We start from the raw sequence: 17878 nt of genomic DNA, 5'->3' as shown, positions 1-17878 counted from the left end.
CTGCTGCTGTCCTCCCGTTAGCGAATCTGCTGGGCGCCAGCTTACTGAGCGAGGCGGCGCATTGTTGGAGTGGCTGGCCACCGACGGCACGGCAGAATGGGCGATGTGACTCTCTCCGGTGATCTCCTGCGCCCCGATCCGATCCTGCTGCCCGGCGACCCCGACGCCGAGGCCGGCCTGCGTGCCAACCAGGACCCCGCCGTTGTCGCGGCCGGGCATCCGTCGGCCTCGGTGGCGTGGGCGGCGCTGGCGGAAGCGGCATTGGCCGAGGGCAGGGCGGTCACCGCCTACGCCTACGCGCGCACCGGCTACCACCGGGGTCTGGACCAGCTACGCCGCAACGGGTGGAAGGGCTACGGCCCGGTGCCGTACACGCATGAACCCAACCGGGGCTTTTTGCGGTGTGTGGCCGCGCTGGCGCGTGCCGCCGATTCCATCGGGGAGACCGACGAGCGGGCCCGCTGCCTGGCTCTGCTCGACGATTGCGATCCCGGCGCCCGCTCGGAACTGGGGCTGAGCTGACCATGCGATAACGCGCGCAGGTCAGCATCCGATGGGGCAATCGCCGCCCTGCCCGGGCGGTTCCACCTGCACGGTGGCGTGGGTCAGGCCACGGGCTGCCAGCACCGCCCGCGCCTCGCCGAGCACCTGTCCTGGGTCGGCACTGGTGCGCAGATGGGCGGTGGCCATGTCCTGGCCCGGAACCAATGTCCAGACGTGGAGGTCGTGCACGTCGGTGACGCCGTCGACGGCGCACAGTGCCGCCCGCAGTTCGGCGACGTCGATGTGGCCGGGCGACGCCTCGGACAGGATCCGCAGCGCGTCGCGGGCCAGTGCGAACGCCCGCGGCAGCACCCACAGCGCGACGAACACGGCGACCACCACGTCGGCGTAGGGCCACTCGGTGGTGACGGTGACGACACCGGCGATCAGCACCGCGACGTTTCCGACCGTGTCGGCGACCACTTCCATGTAGGCGCCACGCACCGCCAGGCTGCGCTCGATGTGCGACCGCAACAGCAGGATGACCACGATGTTGACCGCCACACCGGCCAGCGCGATGACGATCAGCGGCACGCCCGGCACGTCCGGCGCGGTCCCGATGCGCCGGATCGCCTCGGTCAGGATGAACGTCGCCACTCCGACCAGCAGCACCGCGTTGGCGACCGCCGTGAACACCTCGGCGCGGTGCCAGCCGTAGGTGCGTGACGGTGACGTGCTGCCGCGCCGGGCCAGCATCACCGCGGCGACCCCCATGAACAGCGCGGCCAGGTCGGTGAGCAGGTGCCCGGCGTCGGCCAGCAGTGCGATCGAGTTGATGGAGATCGCGGTGCCCAGCTCGATGACGAAGAACGCGGTCAGGATCGCCGCCCCGATGACCATCCGGGACAGCCGGGCGTCGGTGTGATGGTGATCGTGACCGGTGGCCATGGCTAGCAAATATAGGTCGCGGCGCCGTGGTGGGTGCGGTGCGATCAGAACCAGCTGTTCCAGAACTGCGTCAGGCTCATGCCCCACGACACCAGCAGGCGCGGCACGGCGAACAGGTCGACGAACCAGAGCACCAACCCGAAGAATTTCTGGTTCAGCATCGGTGAGGAGATCAGCAGCACCAGCAGCACCAGCAGGCCCCACTGTGAGAACGGCGCCACCGCCCGCTGGGTGGCCGGGCTCAGATGCGGCTCCAACGCGCCGTAGCCGTCCAGCCCGGGCACCGGCAGCAGGTTCAGCAGCACCGCGGTGACCTGTAGGAAACCCAGGAACGCCAGACCGGAGAAGAACACCGGATGCGCGGGGTCGTAGCACACCCGGGTGGCGCCGAGCAGCAGCCCGGCCAACACCAGGTTGGCCGCCGGGCCGGCCAGGCTCACCAGGCTGCGCCGCAGCGGCGTCATGAACGACGTCTGCACGTACACCGCACCGCCCGGCAGGCCGATGCCACCCAGCGCGATGAACAGCAGCGGCAGCACCAGCGACAACCCCGGGTGGGTGTAGCGCAGCGGGTTGAGGGTCAGATAGCCGCGCATCTCCGCACCGCGGTCACCGAAGCGCCAAGCGGTGAAGGCGTGGCCGAATTCATGCAGACACAGCGACACCAGCCAGCCGGCGATGACGAACACGAAGACCCCGGCATAGGCCATCGGCCCGATCTCGCCGGCCGCCCGCCAGGCCAGCACGCCGCCGAGCGCGGTCACGGCCACCAGCGCCAGGAAGACCGGGCTGGGCCGTACCGCCTGGCCACGCAGCGGGCGGACGTTCACCGCACGAACCTATCGGACCCCTCGGAGCTACCGGACCAGCAGCCAGTCGTCGACGTGGCGATAGAAGGTGGATCGCTTCACCGTCCGGGTGCCATAGACCCCGTCGCGCACCACCAGCGCACCGGTGGTGCCCAGTTGCGCGGCCCGGCCGGTCACCCAGCGGCGCACCCGCCGTCGCCGCCCCGGCACCCCGGCCCGCAATCCCGGCGCGGCGCCGATCGGTTCGATCAGCACTTCGGCCACGTCGCCGTCGAAGAGCGCGGCGTCGTCGACGATCCCCTCGCCGCGCAGCGTTTCGGCGCCGTCGACCGGTAGCCAGCGACCGGCGCCGGCCAGTGCGGTTCCGGCATCGTCGCGGATCAGCGGCACCGGGCCGGCGGTGCCGTGCCGGGCACGCCGCGCCGCCCACCAGCCGGCAGGCAGCCGGTAGGCCCGGGTGGCGGGGGTGCGCCGCAGCGGCGCGTACCCCAGCTCGACATCCAGCCGGTCGGAGCGCAGCAGCCGGGTCAGCACTCGGGCCAGGTCGGCGTCATCCCCGACCACCACCAACCGGTGGAAGTGTTCGATCGCCGCGGTTACGGCTTCGGCGTCGTCGCTCACGGGCACGGTCGTGAGCCCCCGTAACGGGTGCGGTAAGGACCGCCCGGCAAACAGCAGAACGGCCGCGTCGGGGGCGTTGGTGGCGTTCAACACGCTCCTTGGGAATCGCTTCAGATAGGCTCAGTCACCGGCTGGACCACAGTAAGCCAAGACAGTTAGCGAGAAATCCATGCCGGCAATCGTCGTCATCGGCGCCCAGTGGGGTGACGAGGGCAAAGGGAAAGCCACCGACCTACTCGGCGAACGAGTGCAGTGGGTGGTGCGCTACCAGGGCGGCAACAACGCCGGCCACACCGTGGTGCTGCCCACCGGGGAGAACTTCGCGTTGCACCTGATCCCCTCTGGGGTGCTGACGCCGCACGTCACCAACGTCATCGGCAACGGTGTGGTGGTCGATCCCGGGGTGCTGCTCGACGAGCTGGCGGGGTTGGAGCGGCGCGGCGTGGACACCTCGCGGCTGTTGATCTCCGCCGACGCGCACCTGCTGATGCCCTATCACGTCGCCATCGACAAGGTGACCGAGCGGTACATGGGTTCCAAGAAGATCGGCACCACCGGCCGCGGCATCGGGCCCTGCTACCAGGACAAGATCGCCCGCATCGGGATCCGCGTGGCCGATGTGCTCGACGAAGAGTCGCTCGCCCAGAAGATCGAGGCCGCCCTGGAGTTCAAGAACCAGGTGCTGGTCAAGATCTACAACCGCAAGGCGCTGGAGCCGCAGCAGGTGCTCGAGGATCTGCTGGTGCAGGCCGAGGGCTTCAAGCACCGCATCGCCGACACCGCGCTGGCGCTGGGTGCTGCGCTGGACCGCGGCGAGCACGTGCTGCTGGAAGGCTCGCAGGGCACCCTGCTCGACGTCGACCACGGCACGTACCCGTTCGTGACGTCGAGCAACCCCACCGCCGGCGGCGCGGCCGTCGGCTCCGGCGTCGGGCCCACCCGCATCACCACGGTGCTGGGTATCTTGAAGGCCTACACCACCCGGGTGGGCTCGGGGCCGTTCCCCACCGAACTGTTCGATGCCAATGGTGAGTACTTGTCCAAGACCGGCGGCGAGGTCGGGGTGACCACCGGCCGACAACGGCGGTGCGGCTGGTTCGATGCGGTGATCGCGCGCTATGCGACCCGGGTCAACGGCATCACCGACTACTTCCTGACCAAGCTCGACGTGCTGTCCACCCTGGAGACCGTGCCGGTCTGCGTCGGCTACACCGTCGACGGCAAGCGCACCGACGAGTTGCCGATGACCCAGGAGGAATTCGCCCGCGCCGAACCGGTCTACGAAGAACTGCCCGGCTGGTGGGAGGACATCTCCGGCGCCCGCAGCTTCGAGGCGCTGCCGGCCAATGCGCGTGACTACGTGTCGCGGCTGGAAGAGATCGCCGGGGCGCAGGTTTCGTGCATCGGGGTGGGACCCGGCCGAGAGCAGACCATCGTGCGTCGCGACGTGGTGCGGGATCACGTTGTGCAGGACGACATCGTGCAGGACCCCGCGTGAGTGAGCAGCGGCCGGAGGAACTCGACCCCGACTACGCCAGCCACGGCGGGTTCCCGGACTTCGCTGTCGTGGATCCGAGCCCGGGCTTCGCGCGATTCGTCACCACGATGCGGCGGTTGCAGGACCTGGCGGTGTCCACCGCGCCCGACGATGCGACCTGGGACGACGCCGCCGACCGCGCCGAAGCGCTGGTAGGGCTGCTGGAGAAGTTTCCGGCGCCGCAAGCTGTCGCCCCGGCCGGGCGGGCGCCGTCGCTGCCGGGCATGGGCAGCCTGCTGATGCCACCGTGGCGGATCACCCGCTTCGAACCCGACGGGGTGTCCATGGCGGGGCGGTTCAGCCGGTTCCACGTGGGCGGCAATTCCGCGGTGCACGGCGGCGTGCTGCCGCTGCTGTTCGACTGGATGTTCGGGATGGTGGTCCATGCCGCGAACCGCCCGATCAGCAGGACGGCGTTCCTGCATGTCGACTACCGCAACGTCACCCCGATCGACACCCCGCTGGTGGTTCACGGCCGGATCGACAAGGCCGAGGGGCGCAAGGCTTTCATCAGCGCCGAACTGACCGATACCGGCGGCACGCTGCTGGCCGAGTCGCAGGGGCTGATGGTGCGATTACTGCCGGGGCAGCCCTAACTGGTCTGCTTTGGCCCTGTGATCGTCATGGCCGCGAACAGCGCCAGGAACGACGCGGCGGGAACCGTGTTGGGGATGCTGTCGCGGACCCGGATGTGGGCGCCCACCGCGAGAATGAAGTACAGCGTCAACGCCGCCGTGGTCAGCCGGGCCAGCGCCGGGAAGCGGCGCGCCGACAGCAGGCCGACCGCCGACGCCACCTTGACGATCGGCAGGATCGGGCGGATCTGCTCGGGACACTCCACGGTGTCGAGAGCCTTCGCGATGTAGGGCACCGGGATGGCGCAGAGCGCGGCGTCGGCGGCCTGGAAGGCGGCCAGCCCGGTGTAGGTCTTCGGCGACGTGAGGGCACTCATGGGACCGACTCTAGGCGCGGACCACCCGAACCGCCCGCGCGGTCAGTCCAGATTCAGCGTCGCCTCTTCCAGATCCAGCCCGTGCAGCAGGGTGCGTAGCACCTGGTCGTCGATACGGCCGATGTCACGCTCGTAGATCAGCGCCGCACGCTCGGCGGCCAGCATCTCCAGCCGCAGCCGGCGAAATGCGGCGGCGGCGGTCTCGTCGCTGTCATCGTTGCCCGGATCCAACCGCCGCAGCCGTTCCCGGGCCGCGTTGCGACGCCGGGTGTTCCAGGTGCGCAGCGCCTCGGCGGCGCGTTCGCTGGCCGGTGACGGCTCGCTGGCCGCCAGCACCTCGTCGAGCCGGTCGGCGGCGGCCAGCGCCGCTTTGTCCTGCGCGGCGGCCGCGGCGATGGCGTCGCTGCGGTCCTCGTCGGTGCGGACCCCCAGCCGCCGGATCAGCCACGGCAGCGTCAGCCCGTGCAGCAGCAGGGTGCCGACGACCACCACGAAGGTCAGAAACACCAGCTGCGGCCGGCCCGGGAACCCCTGCCCGGCCAGCGTCGTCAACGGCACACCGAAGGCGGCCGCCAGCGACACCACACCGCGCATTCCCGCCCACGCCAGGATGAACACCGCCCCGGGAGTTGGCGCCGGCTCGCGTTGCCGAATCCTCGCCGAGAGCATCCGCGGCAGGTAGGAGAACGTCACCACCCACAGCGCGCGCACCAGCAGCGCCGTGATGAACACCGCGACCGATGCGACGGTCAGGGTCGAGAACCGCACGCCGTGCATGTTCTGCACCACCGTGGGCAGCTGCAGGCCGATCAGCAGAAATGCCAGCGACTCCAGCACCAGTTGAACCGCTCGCCACACCGCCTGGTCCTCCAGCCGGGTGGCGTAGTGGGCGCGGGTGAAACGCTGCCCGAGGATCAGGGCGGCGACCACCACCGCGAGCACCCCGGAGCCGTGGACCTCTTCGGCCACCAGATAGATGACGAACGGGGCCACCAGCCCGACCGCGCTCTCCACCAGCGGGTCGGTCAGCCGGTCGCGGATGATCACGATGAGCGCCCCGAAGACCACCCCGACCGCCACGCCGCCGACAGCCGCCAGCACGAAGGTCGCCAGCCCCATGCCCCAACCGGTCGCGGCGCCGATTGCCGCGGCCAGGGCCACCTTGTAGACCGTGAGCGCGGTGGCGTCGTTGAGCAGGCTCTCGCCGCCCAGCAGCGTCATGGTCCGCCGGGGCAGGCCGACCCGGCGGCCGATAGCGGTGGCCGACACCGCATCCGGCGGGGCCACGACCGCTCCCAGCGTCAGCGCGGCCGCAACGGTGAACTCCGGCACGGTGTAGTAGGCGACCGCGCCGACGGCGACGGTGGTGGCCAGCGGCAGCCCCACCGCCAGCAGCATGATCGAACGCCGGTTGCGGCGCATGTTGATGAAAGAGCTCTCCAGCCCGGCCGACCACAGCAGTGGCGGCAGGATCACGAACAGCACCAGGTCGGGGCGCAACGCGATATCGGGTACCGCCGGGATCAGCCCGACCAACAGGCCGGCGATCACCAGTACCAGCGGCGCGGACAGCTGACGATGCCGAGCGATGGCTGCCACCAGTACCGCGCCCACCAGCGGCCCCAGCAGCACCGCGTTCACCGTCGCCACACCCCCGTTCCGTTTTCACCTTTATCCTTGAGCACCATGCAACATTGCCTTGGCGCGGGAGGGTAGGGCAGTTGAACGGGGAGGCCGAGGAAGGGCCGGCGTTCGCGACCGAGCGGTTGACCGCTGACGGCCCCGGTCGGACCCGGGTGGCGCTGCTCGGCTCGGGTGAGCTCAGCCGCGAACTGGTGACGGCGCTGCAGCGGCTGGGCGCCGAGGTGATCGCCGTCGACCGTTACGCCGACGCCGCGTTGCACCGGATCGCCGACCGCTCGATGGTGGTCGACCTGAGCGACAATGACGAACTCGCCGCGGCGATCCGGTGGTTGCAGCCGAAGTACGTGGTGGTCGGTTCCGATGTGGTGGCCACCGATGCGCTGACGGCCGTTGTCGACACGGGCTTCACCGAATTGGTGCCGGGCATCCGCGGCGCGCGGCTGGCCGCGAACCCGGAGGGGCTGCGACGGCTGGCGGCAGACGAGCTCGGGCTGCCGACGGCACCGTTCTGGTTCGCCGGCTCCGTCGAGGAACTTCGGGCCGTGGCGGAGCACGCCGGGTTCCCGATGGTGGTCAAACCGGTGGTGGGTGCGCTCGGCGAGGGCCGCTCGGTGCTGGTGCGGGACAGCGACATCGAACCCGCCTGGCAACGCGCGGTCTCGGCCGCCGGCCCCGGGGCGCACCCGCGGGTGCTGGCCGAGCGGGTGGTGGAGTTCGACAGCGAGGTCACGCTGCTGGCCGTGCATCGCGACGGCACCGACGGCCCGGCACTGGATTTCTGCGCACCCATCGGGCACCGCAGCGAAGAACATCCGAACGGGCAACTGACGGTGGAGCTTTGGCAGCCCTATCCGATGAACGCGGTGGCGCTGGACGCGGCCAAGTCGGTCGCCGCGCGGGTGGCGCGGGCACTCGGCGGGCGCGGCCTGTTCGGGGTGCAACTGCTGGTTCACGGCGACGAGGTGTACTTCACCGGCGTCGACGTGCGCCCCTACGACGCGGCACTGTTGACGCTGCGCACCCAGCGGCTCTCCGGTTTCGAACTGCAGGCACGCGCGATCCTCGGGCTGGCGATCGACCCCATCATGATCTCGCCCGGCGCCGCCCGGCTGATCTACTCGCGGCGACCGCCGGGTGCGGTCGCCACCGAGGCCACACCCGACAGTGTGGCGGTGGTCGCCGATGCGCTCAGCGTGACCGAAAGTGATGCGGTGGTGTTCTCCCACCACGAGGGCCACCCCCGCCGGAGGCTGGGTTTGGCATTGGCCACCGGTCCGGACGTGGCGGTGGCCCGCGACCGAGCCGAGCAGGTCGCGGCCGTGCTGGGCAAGCTGTGGCCGTGACCCCCGCGGTGGCGTGAGCCTGCCGCGGGTGCGAGACTTCGGCAGGTGAGCTACGCAGGAGACATCACACCCGAGCAGGCCTGGGCGATGCTGCGCGATGACGCCACAGCGACGCTCGTCGACGTGCGCACCGACGCCGAATGGCGCTTCGTGGGGCTGCCCGACCTGTCCGGTCTGGGCCGGGAAGTGGTGTGTATCGAATGGGTTCACTCCGATGGCAGCCCCAATCACGACTTCTCCCGCGAACTGGCGGCGCGGGTGGCCGGCGGGCCGGCGATCTTCCTGTGCCGCTCGGGCAACCGCTCCATCCCGGCGGCCGAAGCCGGAACCGCGCTGGGCTTGGAGCCGTCCTACAACGTCCTCGACGGCTTCGAAGGCCAACTCGACGAGTATTCCCACCGCGGCGGAACCGGTTGGCGCGCGGTGGGTCTGCCCTGGACGCAGTCGTGAGTGATTCGGGGCCCCGACACTCCGTGCGCGTTCCCAAGCCGTTGCCGGACGGTGTCAGTGCGGCCACCGTCGGGGTGCGCGGTGGCATCCTGCGCTCGCAGTTCGACGAGACCACCGAGGCACTGTTCCTCAGTTCCGGCTATATCTACGATTCCGCGGCCGCTGCCGAGCAGGCGTTCACCGGTGAGGTCGACCGGTTCGTCTACTCGCGCTACGGCAATCCGACCGTCTCGATGTTCGAGGAGCGGCTGCGGCTGATCGAGGGCGCCCCGGCGGCGTTCGCGACCGCCAGTGGCATGGCGGCGGTGTTCGTGTCACTCGGCGCGCTGCTGGGCGCCGGCGACCGATTGGTGGCCGCGCGCAGCCTGTTCGGATCGTGTTTCGTGGTCTGCAACGAGATCCTGCCCCGTTGGGGGGTCGAGACCGTCTTCGTCGACGGCGACGACGTGGCGCAGTGGGAGCAGGCGCTGTCGGTACCCACCACCGCGGTGTTCTTCGAGACGCCGTCCAACCCGATGCAGTCACTGGTCGACATCGCCGCCGTCACCGAGCTGGCCCACGCCGCCGGCGCGAAAGTGGTGCTGGACAATGTGTTCGCCACACCGCTGCTGCAGCAAGGCTTTCCGCTCGGGGTGGACGTGGTGGTTTACTCCGGCACCAAACACCTCGACGGGCAGGGCAGGGTGTTGGGCGGGGCGATCCTGGGCGAGCAGGAGTACATCGACGGTCCGGTGCAGAATTTGATGCGTCATACCGGCCCGGCGATCAGCGCATTCAACGCCTGGTTGCTGCTGAAAGGCCTTGAAACACTGGCCGTTCGGGTCGACTACGCCAATGCTGCGGCGTTGCGGATCGCTGAGTACCTGGAACAGCACCGCGCGGTGCGCTGGGTGCGGTACCCGTTTCTGCCATCGCACCCGCAGTACGATCTGGCGCGCCGGCAGATGTCGGGCGGGGGAACCGTCATCACCTTCGAGCTCAGAACGCTGCGGGACGCCCCGGATGGCACGGCCAAACAGCGGGCGTTCGAGCTGTTGGACAAGCTGAGGCTGATCGATATCTCCAACAACCTCGGGGATGCGAAATCACTGATCACCCACCCGGCCACCACCACCCACCGAGCGATGGGGCCCGACGGGCGGGCCGCGATCGGGCTCGGTGACGGGGTGGTGCGGATCTCGGTGGGGTTGGAAGGCGTCGACGACCTGATCGCCGACCTGGATCAAGCGCTGGGATAGGTTTCCGGTCAGTCGTTTTCGATCACGCCGGTGGCGTGTTGGGCACGGTCCTCGTAGGCTCGCCGGGCCTCGGTGTCCAACTGCAGGAACACCGTGTTGTTGCCGGTTTTCTTGTTCAGCCAGCGGCGACCGCGATCCGGCAGCAGGGTCGCCAGGATCGCGGTGCGGCGTCCGAAGCTTGGCACCGACACCAGTGTCTTCGGCTTGTCGAGCACCTTGACCACCGCTGCCGCGACGTCTTGGGGCTCGACCGGCTTCTGCGCGGCCGACGGAGTGGTGCCCGAGATCAATTCGGTGTTGGTGAACGTCGGCAGCACCGCGCTGACCGCGACGCCCTGCGGGGCGAACTCATCGGCCATCGCGGTGGTCAGGCCCACCACCGCGAATTTCGTTCCGGCGTAGAGCACTTGGCCGGGCACCGCCACGATCCCGGCCATCGAGGCGATGTTGATGATGTGGCCGCTTCGGCGTTTGACCATCTCCGGAAGCACCAGCTGGCAGCCGTTGAGCACGCCGTAGAAATTGACCTCGGTGGCCGACCGGAAGGTCTCCGGCGTCTGCTCGAGGAAGGGGCCGACCGGCATCACGCCGGCATTGTTGATCAATACGTCGATGCGGCCGTCACCGTCGGCGCGGGCCTTGTCCAGGAACATCGAGAACGACTCGCGGTCGGTGACGTCGAGGGGGTGGCCGGTGACCGGACTGCCGGCGCCGAGTTGCTTTACCGCCTCGTTGAGCGCATGGGTGTCGCGGTCGCCGATGACGACGCGGGCGCCGCGGCGCAGCAGGGCGGTGGCGGTCGCCAGCCCGATGCCACGGGCGGCGCCGGTGATGGCGATGGTCTTACCGCGGATGTTGTCCACACCGAGGAACTTAACAGGTGTCAAATTCTTCCGTCGCGGATCTCCCGATGTGGACCGCGGACCGGCGGGCCTCAGGCCCAGCGGCCTAGGATCCCGCCGGCGTGCTTGCCCAGGCTGACCTGCAACAGCGGGCCGAAGCTGATTCGCCCGATGCCGAGCGGGCCGAACGAGGCCGGGTCGTCCTGGTCCGGTGCGGCGAGCGCGTTGACCGGCTTGGGCAGTCCGGCGGCCAGGGCGCGCAGGGTGTCCACGTCGTGGCGGCCCACCGGGTAGAGCACGTCGGCACCTGCCTCGGCGCAGTCGGTGAGCCGGGCGATGGCACGGTCGATGCGATCGGCGTCGTCGCCGTCTTTGCGCAGGAACAGATCGGTGCGGGCGTTGATCACGATGTGGGTGCCCACGGCATCGGCTGCTTGGCGCAGTGCGGCGACGTACTCGGCGTGCTCGGACGCCGAACGCAGCCGCTTGTCCTGGCTGTGCACCGAGTCCTCGATATTGGCCCCGACCACACCGGCGTCCAACAGCCCTTCGACCAGCCGCTGGGGGGACTCGCCGTAGCCGGATTCGATGTCGAGCGACACCGGCACGTCGACGGCCTCGGTGATCTGGCGGACCCTGCCCAGCACCTCGGCGAAGGACATGCCCTCGCCGTCGCTGCGGCCCATCGACTCGGCCACCGGCTTGCTGCCGACCGTCAAGGCGCTGAACCCGGCGTCCACGGCCAGCTTGGCCGACCACACATCCCACACGGTGGGCAGGACGACCGGATTGCCCGGCTGGTGCATCGCCAGGAATGCCGCCGCCCGCTGCCCAAGAACCTCGTGACTCGTCATTTCTCCAACTCTTCCATGTGGTATTTGCTGGCCGACTCTCGGGGCGTGTTTTCGGCGAACCTTCCATCGATTAAGTGCCATCCGCCGCCGAACAACCAGGACTGACGGCTCTCAGTCGTTCTGCTGATCCGAGATCACCGCGCGCAGCTGGTATTTCACAACCTTGCCGGACTGGGTGCGGGGTAGGGCGTCGACGAACTCCAGCCGAATGGGCAGTTTGAACGCCGCCAGCTTGTCGCGGGCGAATGCGCGCAGCTCATCCAGCGCCAACGTCGCACCCGGGCGTAGCGCCACCACGGCGGTCACCGCCTCGCCCCACTTCTCGTGCGGGGTGCCCAGCACGGCGACCTCGGCCACGGCCGGATGCCCGTAGAGCACATCTTCGACCTCGGCCGGGTAGACGTTCTCGCCGCCGGAGATCACCATGTCCTTCACCCGGTCGATCACCCAGATGTAGCCCTCGTCGTCGGCCTGGCCGATGTCGCCGGTGTGAAACCACCCCTGCGCGTCGATCACCGCGGCGGTGGCTTCGGGATTGCGCCAGTAGCCGGCCATCACCTGCGGGCCGCGCACGCAGATCTCGCCGCGGGTGCCGGCCGGCACCGGGACGTTGTTGGCGTCGACCAGGCGCACATCCGACAATGGCAACACCTGATTGCCCGCGGCGCCGATCTTCACGCCGACCTCGTCGGTGCGCAGCACCAGCGCCAGCGGCGCCGTCTCGGTCAGTCCGTAGCCCTGCGCGAACGGGATGTCCCGCTCGCCGTAGCGGTGGATCAGCGCCTCGGGCACCGGGGCGCCGCCGCAGACGAAGTACCGCACGCTGGACAGGTCGGCCGCGGCGAACTGCGGTAGCTGCGCCATGAACAGGAACATCGCCGGTACCCCGAACATGGTGGTGACCCGGTGCTCGGCGATGAGCTTCAGCGCTTCGACCGGATCGAAGGCCGGCATCAGCACGATCCGGCCTCCCTTCTGCAGGGTCAACAGGGTGGTGACGTTGAGTCCGCCGATGTGAAACAACGGTGCGCAGACCAGCGACACATCTTGTTGGCTGGTGTCGAACGACAACAGCGCATTGATGTTGTTCCAGAACAGGTTTGCGTGGGTGAGCATGGCGCCCTTGGGCCGCCCGGTGGTGCCCGAGGTGTACATGATCACCGCGATGTCGTCGGGCTCGGGGAACACCGGGTCGGCCAGCGGTGCACGGCCGGCGAGCAGTGCGTCGGCAACCTCCCAGCCCGGCACCGCGGTCAGCGCGATCGCGCGTCGCAGACCCGACTCGGCGCGTATCGGGTCGATCACCGTGGCGCGCTCGGCGTCGGCCAGCAGCGTGTGCACTCCCGCGTCGCCCAGGATGTAGCGGAGTTCGTCGGCGGTGAGCCGCCAGTTCAGCGGTACGAATGCGGCGCCGATCCGGGCGGCGGCGAACAGCGTGACCAGAAAGTCGGGGTGGTTGAGGCCCACATAACCGACCCGATCGCCGCGGCGCATGCCGCCGGCCACCAGTTCGGCTGCCAGACGGTCGATACGGTCCGCGAAGTCCCCATACGTCCAAGTGTTTTCGCCGAAAGTGATCGCCGGCAGCCGCGGCGTTGCCGCCGCCCGCCTAGCGATCCAGGAGCCGAGGTCGATCGCAGCTGTGGTCACCGGGTGAACGCTAGCTGCGCAGACGTGCGCCGGGGCACGATTCGGCCGGGCCGACGTCCTGGCGCACGGTCGCGGCAATTAACGCTCGGGCTGATTTTTTATGTCGGCCGGCGCCGGCACTTCAGTAAAAGGTGAGAACGGTGAGCGCTTTTATGTGGGTAACGGAATTATTCCCGCTGATTTTAACTGTGAACCATTGTGACGACCGTCTCAATTACCCTTCCCACCTGGGAAAACGCGGGTCGATGTGCGGGCGGTGGCGTGCCGGGTGACGGTAGGTGAACGGCCATTGAACATTGTTATTCCGCGGACTTTTCGGCTCGCGCATTTGGACTTTGAAGCGCTAGGTTCATCCTCGCCGCGCTGACCATTGCCCGGCAGCTGAGGAAGGGCTTCGCAGATGAGCGGTCGCCGGGGTGGCGGTTCGGGTCGAGGGGTAGTCGCGGCGGTGTTGGCGTTGAGTTGCTGCCTGCTGGCCGCGCCGGCCGCGCATGCCGACTTCGACGACCTGCTCGACACCCTGCTCGGCGCCGGTGTCGATGTGGACCCGGGCGCTCTGCCGGCAGATTCGGCCGATATCGGCGACCTCGGTGTCCTGCAGGACCCGCTGAGCCAGCTCGACCAGTTGTTCCACGACTCGCCGAGCTCCGCCGACGGCACTCCCGAGGAGCCCGCCGAGCCGGCCCCCGAAGCGCCGACCGACGACCCGTCCGACTCGACCGCGGGTGGCGAACACAGCAGCGAGAGCGGCGGTTCCAACAACCTGCCGAGCCTGCCGAAGTTCGGCATGCCCGGCAGCGGCTCCGGCGGCAGCGGTGGCGGCCCCGGCGGCGGCAGCGGCGGCGGACCCGGCGGTTCCAGCCCGGGCGCCGCGAAGACCAAGGCCAACACCAGCGGCAGCAACGGCACCGGCGGCGCGCCGGTGACGCCGGCCCCACAGCCGTAAGCCGGGCGGCGGCGGCAGCCGGGCAACTGGCAGGCTGGCCGCGTGCCCGGTTCGATCTGCGACATCCTGCCGTCGGTGGCGGCCGCGCTCGGGGCGCCGGGCGCAACCGATCAGCTCGGCCTGCGCGAACAAATCGGCGAGGTGCGGCGCGTGGCGGTGGTGTTGGTCGACGGGCTGGGCTACCACCTGTTGCCGCAGCTGGCGCAAGACGCCCCGTTGCTGGCCTCGGTACTGGCCGGCACCACCGGGCAGCTGACCGAGCTGGCCTGCACGTTCCCCTCCACCACGCCGACCAGCCTGGTGTCGTTGGGAACCGGTGCGCCGCCGGGAGAACACGGGGTGCTGGGCTTCACGCTCAACGTCCCCGGCACCGACCGGGTGCTCACCCACATCTTCTGGCGAGACGACCCCCCGCCGGCGACCTGGCAGCCGGTGCCGACCTGGTTCGAGCGACTCCGCGACGCCGGCATCGCCGCCCGGGCGGTGCTGCCGGAGATGTTCATCGGCAGCGGGCTCACCGAGGCCGCCTACCGGGGCGCGGAGTTTCGCTCGACCGCCAAAGGCGAGCACTACGCCGCCCGGGTCGCCGCGGAACTGGTGGCGGCGCCCGGCCTGGTCTACGGCTACACCGCGGCGCTCGATCATGCCGCGCACGTCTCGGGCATCGGCTCGCCGCACTGGCAAACCGCGGCCGCCAAGGTCGACGCTCTGCTGCGGCATCTGGTCGAGCAGCTACCGGGTGATGCCGCGCTGGTGGTCACCGCCGATCACGGCGGGCTCAACGTGCCCGACCCCGCCCGGATCGACCTGGATGCCGATCCGCGGCTGCGCGCGGGTATTCGGGTGGTCGCCGGCGAGCCGCGGGTGCGCTACCTGCATACCGAGGCCGGCGCGACCGCGGACGTGCTGGCGGCCTGGACTGAACTGCTGGCCGGGCGGGCCGTGGTTCAAACCCGCGAGCAGGCCGTGGCCGCCGGCCTGTTCGGACCGGTGCGCGAAGAACATCTGGCGCGCATCGGCGACGTCGTCGTCACCTGCACCGGCGACACCGCGATCCTGGCGACCGAGCACGAGCCACCCCAGACGGCGCAACTGCTGGGCTTCCACGGCGGTCTCAACCCGGTCGAGACCGCGATCCCGCTGATCACTCTGCGTTGAGGGTGCCGGGCACTCGCACTTCTGCGCCCTGGACGCAGAGCCAACGGGAGCGGGCTACTCCGAGTCGCCGTACTCGTCGAACCAGTGCGCCAGTTTGCCGCGCCGGCTGACCGCCCGCAGCCGTCGTTCGGCCGACGCGCGGGTCTTGCTGGTGGTGACGATGAGCAGTTCGTCTCCGACTGTGATCCGGGTGTCGGGCTGCGGGACGAAGGTTTCGCCCTTGCGGATGATCAGCGTTATGACGCTCGGGTCGGGCAGCCGCAACTCGAGCACCGAGACGTTGTGCAGCTTCGATTCCGGTTGCACCGTCATCGTCAACAGCTCGGCCTCCAGGACGTCCAATGGCGCCGCTTCCACTTGGATCTCGCGGGTGGCGTCCCGCGAGATCAGTCCCAGCCAGTGGGCGAACAGTCCCAGGCTGGGGCCCTGGACCACGGTGTAGACCACCACCAGGATGAACACGATGTTGAGCAGGCGGTAGCTGTCCGGCACGCCCTCGACGATCGGGAACGTCGCGAGCACGATCGGAACTGCGCCGCGCAGGCCCGCCCAGGACAGAAAGATCTGTTCGCGCCACGGCACCTTGAACCAGATCAGCGATGCCACCACCGACAGCGGCCGGCTCAGCAACAGCAGCACCGCGCCGATCAGCAGCGCCGGGACCAGTTCCCCGGGCAGCTGGCTGGGGCTCACCAACAGGCCGAGCAACACGAACAGACCGATCTGCGCCAGCCAGCCCAGCCCCTCGGCGAACGAGCGGATGGCCGCGCGGTGCGGCAGGCCGGAGTTCGCCAGCACCACCCCGGCCAGGTAGGCGGCGATGAACCCGCTGCCGTGCACCCAAGCGGCCGCCGCGAACGCCACCATGCCCAGCCCGAACGTCGCCAACGGGTACAGGCCGGATGCCGGAAGGGCGGCACGACGCAGCGTCATCGCCCCGAGCAGCCCGGCAACCAAGCCGATCGCCGACCCCACCGCCAACTCGAAGACGACATCGACGATGGCGTGCACCGGGGCGATCGTCAGCGGTGTGGTGCTCAGCATCAGCACCACGATCGCCGCGGGTGCGTCGTTGAAGCCGGACTCGGCCTCCAGCAGACCGGCCACCCGCCGCGGCAGCGGCAACACGCGCAGGATGGAGAACACCGCGGCCGCGTCGGTGGGTGAGACGATCGCGCCCAGCAGTAAGGCCAGCTGCCAGTTGATGCCCAGCAGCAGGTGCGCGGCCACCGCGATCACCGCCATGCTGACCACCACACCCATGGTGGCCAGCACCGCCGCCGGTGCGAGCAGCTTGCGGATGTTGGCGAACTTGGTCGTCAAACCACCTTCGACCAGGATCACCGCCAGCGCGGTGGTGCCCAGGTCGCTGGCCAGTTGTACGTCGGAGAAGTCCAGTCCCAGCCCGTCGTTGCCGATCGCCACCCCGACGAACAGGAACAGCAGCAGGCTGGGCAGGCCCACCCGGTCCGCCGCCCGGGTCGCGATGATGCTGGCGAGCAGAACCAGGCCCCCGATCAGCAGGGCCAGGTAGAGCTGCTCCAGGGTCATCTGATTCCCATTCGAACCGGCGGTGGTGGCCGAACCCGCTCGTGTGATTCGCTCAAGGACAGCGGGTTCGTGTTATCTGTCAGTAAATCAGTACTGCCGTCACGACTGTGGTACACCCGGAACAGCCGGGAGCGATGCGGGATGAGGTGAGCGATCATGCGGGTCGGGATCGCCGGTGCCGGCGCGGTCGGGCGATCGGTGGCGCGGGAACTGATCGGCGACGGCCACCGGGTGCTGCTCATCGAGCGCAACCCGGCGCACTACGAACCCCATTCCGTCCCCGGAGCCGAGTGGCTGCTGGCCGACGCCTGCGAGTTGTCGGCGCTGCAGGAATGCGGCATCGAGATCTGTGATGTGGTGATCGCCGCCACCGGCGACGACAAGGCGAACCTGGCCACCGCGCTGCTGGCCAAGGCCGAGTTCGGGGTGGCCCGGGTGGTGGCCCGGGTCAACAACGCGCGCAACGAGCGGTTGTTCACCGAGGAGTGGGGCATCGACGTGGCGGTCTCCACACCTCGCGCGATGGTCGCCGCGGTGGAAGGCGCCATCGATGTCGGCCACCTGGTGCCGTTGATGGGCTTGCGGCGCGGTCAGGCCAGCCTGACCAAATTGACACTGCCCGAAGACAATCCGCTGATCGGCCGACAAATCTGCGATATCGTGCTGCCCGAGGGCGCGGCCTTGCTCGCGGTGCTGCGCGGCGACTCGGTCATCCTGCCGCGGGCCGCCGACGCGCTGCGGGCCGGCGACGAGATGCTGTTCGCGTCGGTCAGCGGGATGGATGATCAGGTCCGGGCGGTCGTGCATGGGGTGCCGGCCGGCAGAAGAACGCTTTGACCGCCGTGCCGCCGC

Annotated in this window: 18 protein-coding genes; 9 read left to right on the top strand and 9 right to left on the bottom strand. The window is 69.4% G+C overall.

Annotation, left to right across the window (positions count from 1 at the left end; all coding sequences use genetic code 11):
- Nucleotides 1–105: 105 nt before the first annotated feature.
- The gene (locus G6N19_RS07270) at nt 106–522 is read left to right on the top strand and encodes a DUF3151 domain-containing protein (RefSeq protein WP_013827301.1); all 417 of its coding nucleotides are present in this window, start codon (nt 106–108) and stop codon (nt 520–522) included.
- Nucleotides 523–543: 21 nt separating this feature from the next.
- Here G6N19_RS07270 and G6N19_RS07265 read toward each other — a convergent pair whose 3' ends face one another.
- From G6N19_RS07265 to G6N19_RS07255, 3 genes are read right to left on the bottom strand one after another with little or no spacing between them, the layout of a single operon-like run.
- Complete coding sequence (locus G6N19_RS07265) at nt 544–1431, bottom strand: cation diffusion facilitator family transporter (protein ID WP_083036461.1); 888 nt, start codon at nt 1429–1431, stop codon at nt 544–546.
- A gap of 44 nt (nt 1432–1475) precedes the next feature.
- Nucleotides 1476–2261 carry a site-2 protease family protein gene (locus G6N19_RS07260; protein ID WP_013827303.1) on the bottom strand — a complete coding sequence of 262 codons (786 nt, stop codon included), beginning with the start codon at nt 2259–2261 and terminating at the stop codon, nt 1476–1478.
- Nucleotides 2262–2288: 27 nt separating this feature from the next.
- Nucleotides 2289–2954 (bottom strand): peptidase M50, encoded by a 666-nt coding sequence (locus tag G6N19_RS07255; RefSeq protein ID WP_193466070.1) that lies wholly within the window; start codon nt 2952–2954, stop codon nt 2289–2291.
- Between the two features lie 76 nt (nt 2955–3030).
- On the opposite strand from G6N19_RS07255, the gene G6N19_RS07250 reads away from it, so the two are divergent.
- Together G6N19_RS07250 and G6N19_RS07245 are read left to right on the top strand one after the other, a co-directional pair.
- The gene (locus G6N19_RS07250) at nt 3031–4359 is read left to right on the top strand and encodes an adenylosuccinate synthase (RefSeq protein WP_193466069.1); all 1329 of its coding nucleotides are present in this window, start codon (nt 3031–3033) and stop codon (nt 4357–4359) included.
- Nucleotides 4356–4994, top strand: coding sequence for a PaaI family thioesterase (locus tag G6N19_RS07245; protein ID WP_193466068.1), 639 nt, complete (start codon nt 4356–4358; stop codon nt 4992–4994). Before G6N19_RS07250 ends, G6N19_RS07245 begins: the two co-directional genes overlap by 4 nt.
- Here G6N19_RS07245 and G6N19_RS07240 read toward each other — a convergent pair.
- Both G6N19_RS07240 and G6N19_RS07235 read right to left on the bottom strand, forming a co-directional pair.
- Nucleotides 4991–5350 (bottom strand): DoxX family protein, encoded by a 360-nt coding sequence (locus tag G6N19_RS07240; protein WP_193466067.1) that lies wholly within the window; start codon nt 5348–5350, stop codon nt 4991–4993. The two genes, G6N19_RS07245 and G6N19_RS07240, sit on opposite strands and share 4 nt — an antisense overlap.
- 42 nt (nt 5351–5392) lie before the next feature.
- Complete coding sequence (locus G6N19_RS07235) at nt 5393–6991, bottom strand: Na+/H+ antiporter (RefSeq protein WP_193466327.1); 1599 nt, start codon at nt 6989–6991, stop codon at nt 5393–5395.
- Between the two features lie 80 nt (nt 6992–7071).
- On the opposite strand from G6N19_RS07235, the gene purT reads away from it, so the two are divergent.
- Genes purT through G6N19_RS07220 form a run of 3 tightly spaced genes read left to right on the top strand, consistent with a single transcriptional unit; the run spans nt 7072 to nt 10025 of the window.
- Nucleotides 7072–8337, top strand: coding sequence for a formate-dependent phosphoribosylglycinamide formyltransferase (gene purT / locus G6N19_RS07230; RefSeq protein ID WP_193466066.1), 1266 nt, complete (start codon nt 7072–7074; stop codon nt 8335–8337).
- 45 nt (nt 8338–8382) lie between these two features.
- Entirely contained in the window at nt 8383–8787 is a 405-nt protein-coding gene (locus G6N19_RS07225) for a rhodanese-like domain-containing protein (RefSeq protein WP_013827310.1), read from the top strand.
- Nucleotides 8784–10025 (top strand): O-succinylhomoserine sulfhydrylase, encoded by a 1242-nt coding sequence (locus tag G6N19_RS07220; RefSeq protein WP_193466065.1) that lies wholly within the window; start codon nt 8784–8786, stop codon nt 10023–10025. The genes G6N19_RS07225 and G6N19_RS07220 overlap by 4 nt, the downstream gene beginning before the upstream one ends.
- Nucleotides 10026–10033: 8 nt before the next feature.
- On the opposite strand, the gene G6N19_RS07215 is transcribed toward G6N19_RS07220, so the two are convergent.
- From G6N19_RS07215 to G6N19_RS07205, 3 genes are all read right to left on the bottom strand, one after another.
- Nucleotides 10034–10888: an SDR family oxidoreductase gene (locus G6N19_RS07215; protein ID WP_013827312.1), complete on the bottom strand. Its 855-nt coding sequence runs from the start codon at nt 10886–10888 to the stop codon at nt 10034–10036.
- A gap of 71 nt (nt 10889–10959) precedes the next feature.
- Nucleotides 10960–11721, bottom strand: coding sequence for an isocitrate lyase/PEP mutase family protein (locus G6N19_RS07210; RefSeq protein ID WP_193466064.1), 762 nt, complete (start codon nt 11719–11721; stop codon nt 10960–10962).
- A gap of 111 nt (nt 11722–11832) precedes the next feature.
- On the bottom strand, nt 11833–13371 hold the full coding sequence (locus G6N19_RS07205; RefSeq protein WP_041316827.1) for an acyl-CoA synthetase: 1539 nt from the start codon (nt 13369–13371) through the stop codon (nt 11833–11835).
- Between the two features lie 400 nt (nt 13372–13771).
- Here G6N19_RS07205 and G6N19_RS07200 point away from each other — a divergent pair, with 400 nt between their 5' ends.
- Together G6N19_RS07200 and G6N19_RS07195 are read left to right on the top strand one after the other, a co-directional pair.
- Nucleotides 13772–14317, top strand: coding sequence for a hypothetical protein (locus G6N19_RS07200; protein ID WP_232062559.1), 546 nt, complete (start codon nt 13772–13774; stop codon nt 14315–14317).
- Between the two features lie 42 nt (nt 14318–14359).
- Nucleotides 14360–15475, top strand: coding sequence for an alkaline phosphatase family protein (locus tag G6N19_RS07195; protein WP_013827316.1), 1116 nt, complete (start codon nt 14360–14362; stop codon nt 15473–15475).
- A 54-nt stretch (nt 15476–15529) separates the two neighbouring features.
- Here G6N19_RS07195 and G6N19_RS07190 read toward each other — a convergent pair whose 3' ends face one another.
- Nucleotides 15530–17026: a potassium/proton antiporter gene (locus G6N19_RS07190; protein WP_013827317.1), complete on the bottom strand. Its 1497-nt coding sequence runs from the start codon at nt 17024–17026 to the stop codon at nt 15530–15532.
- Between the two features lie 156 nt (nt 17027–17182).
- Here G6N19_RS07190 and G6N19_RS07185 point away from each other — a divergent pair, with 156 nt between their 5' ends.
- Nucleotides 17183–17863 (top strand): potassium channel family protein, encoded by a 681-nt coding sequence (locus tag G6N19_RS07185; RefSeq protein WP_193466063.1) that lies wholly within the window; start codon nt 17183–17185, stop codon nt 17861–17863.
- The last annotated feature ends 15 nt before the right edge of the window (nt 17864–17878 follow it).

Source organism: Mycobacterium novum (assembly GCF_010726505.1).
Lineage (GTDB): Bacteria > Actinomycetota > Actinomycetes > Mycobacteriales > Mycobacteriaceae > Mycobacterium > Mycobacterium algericum.
This window is presented reverse-complemented; position numbering and strand designations above follow the sequence as displayed.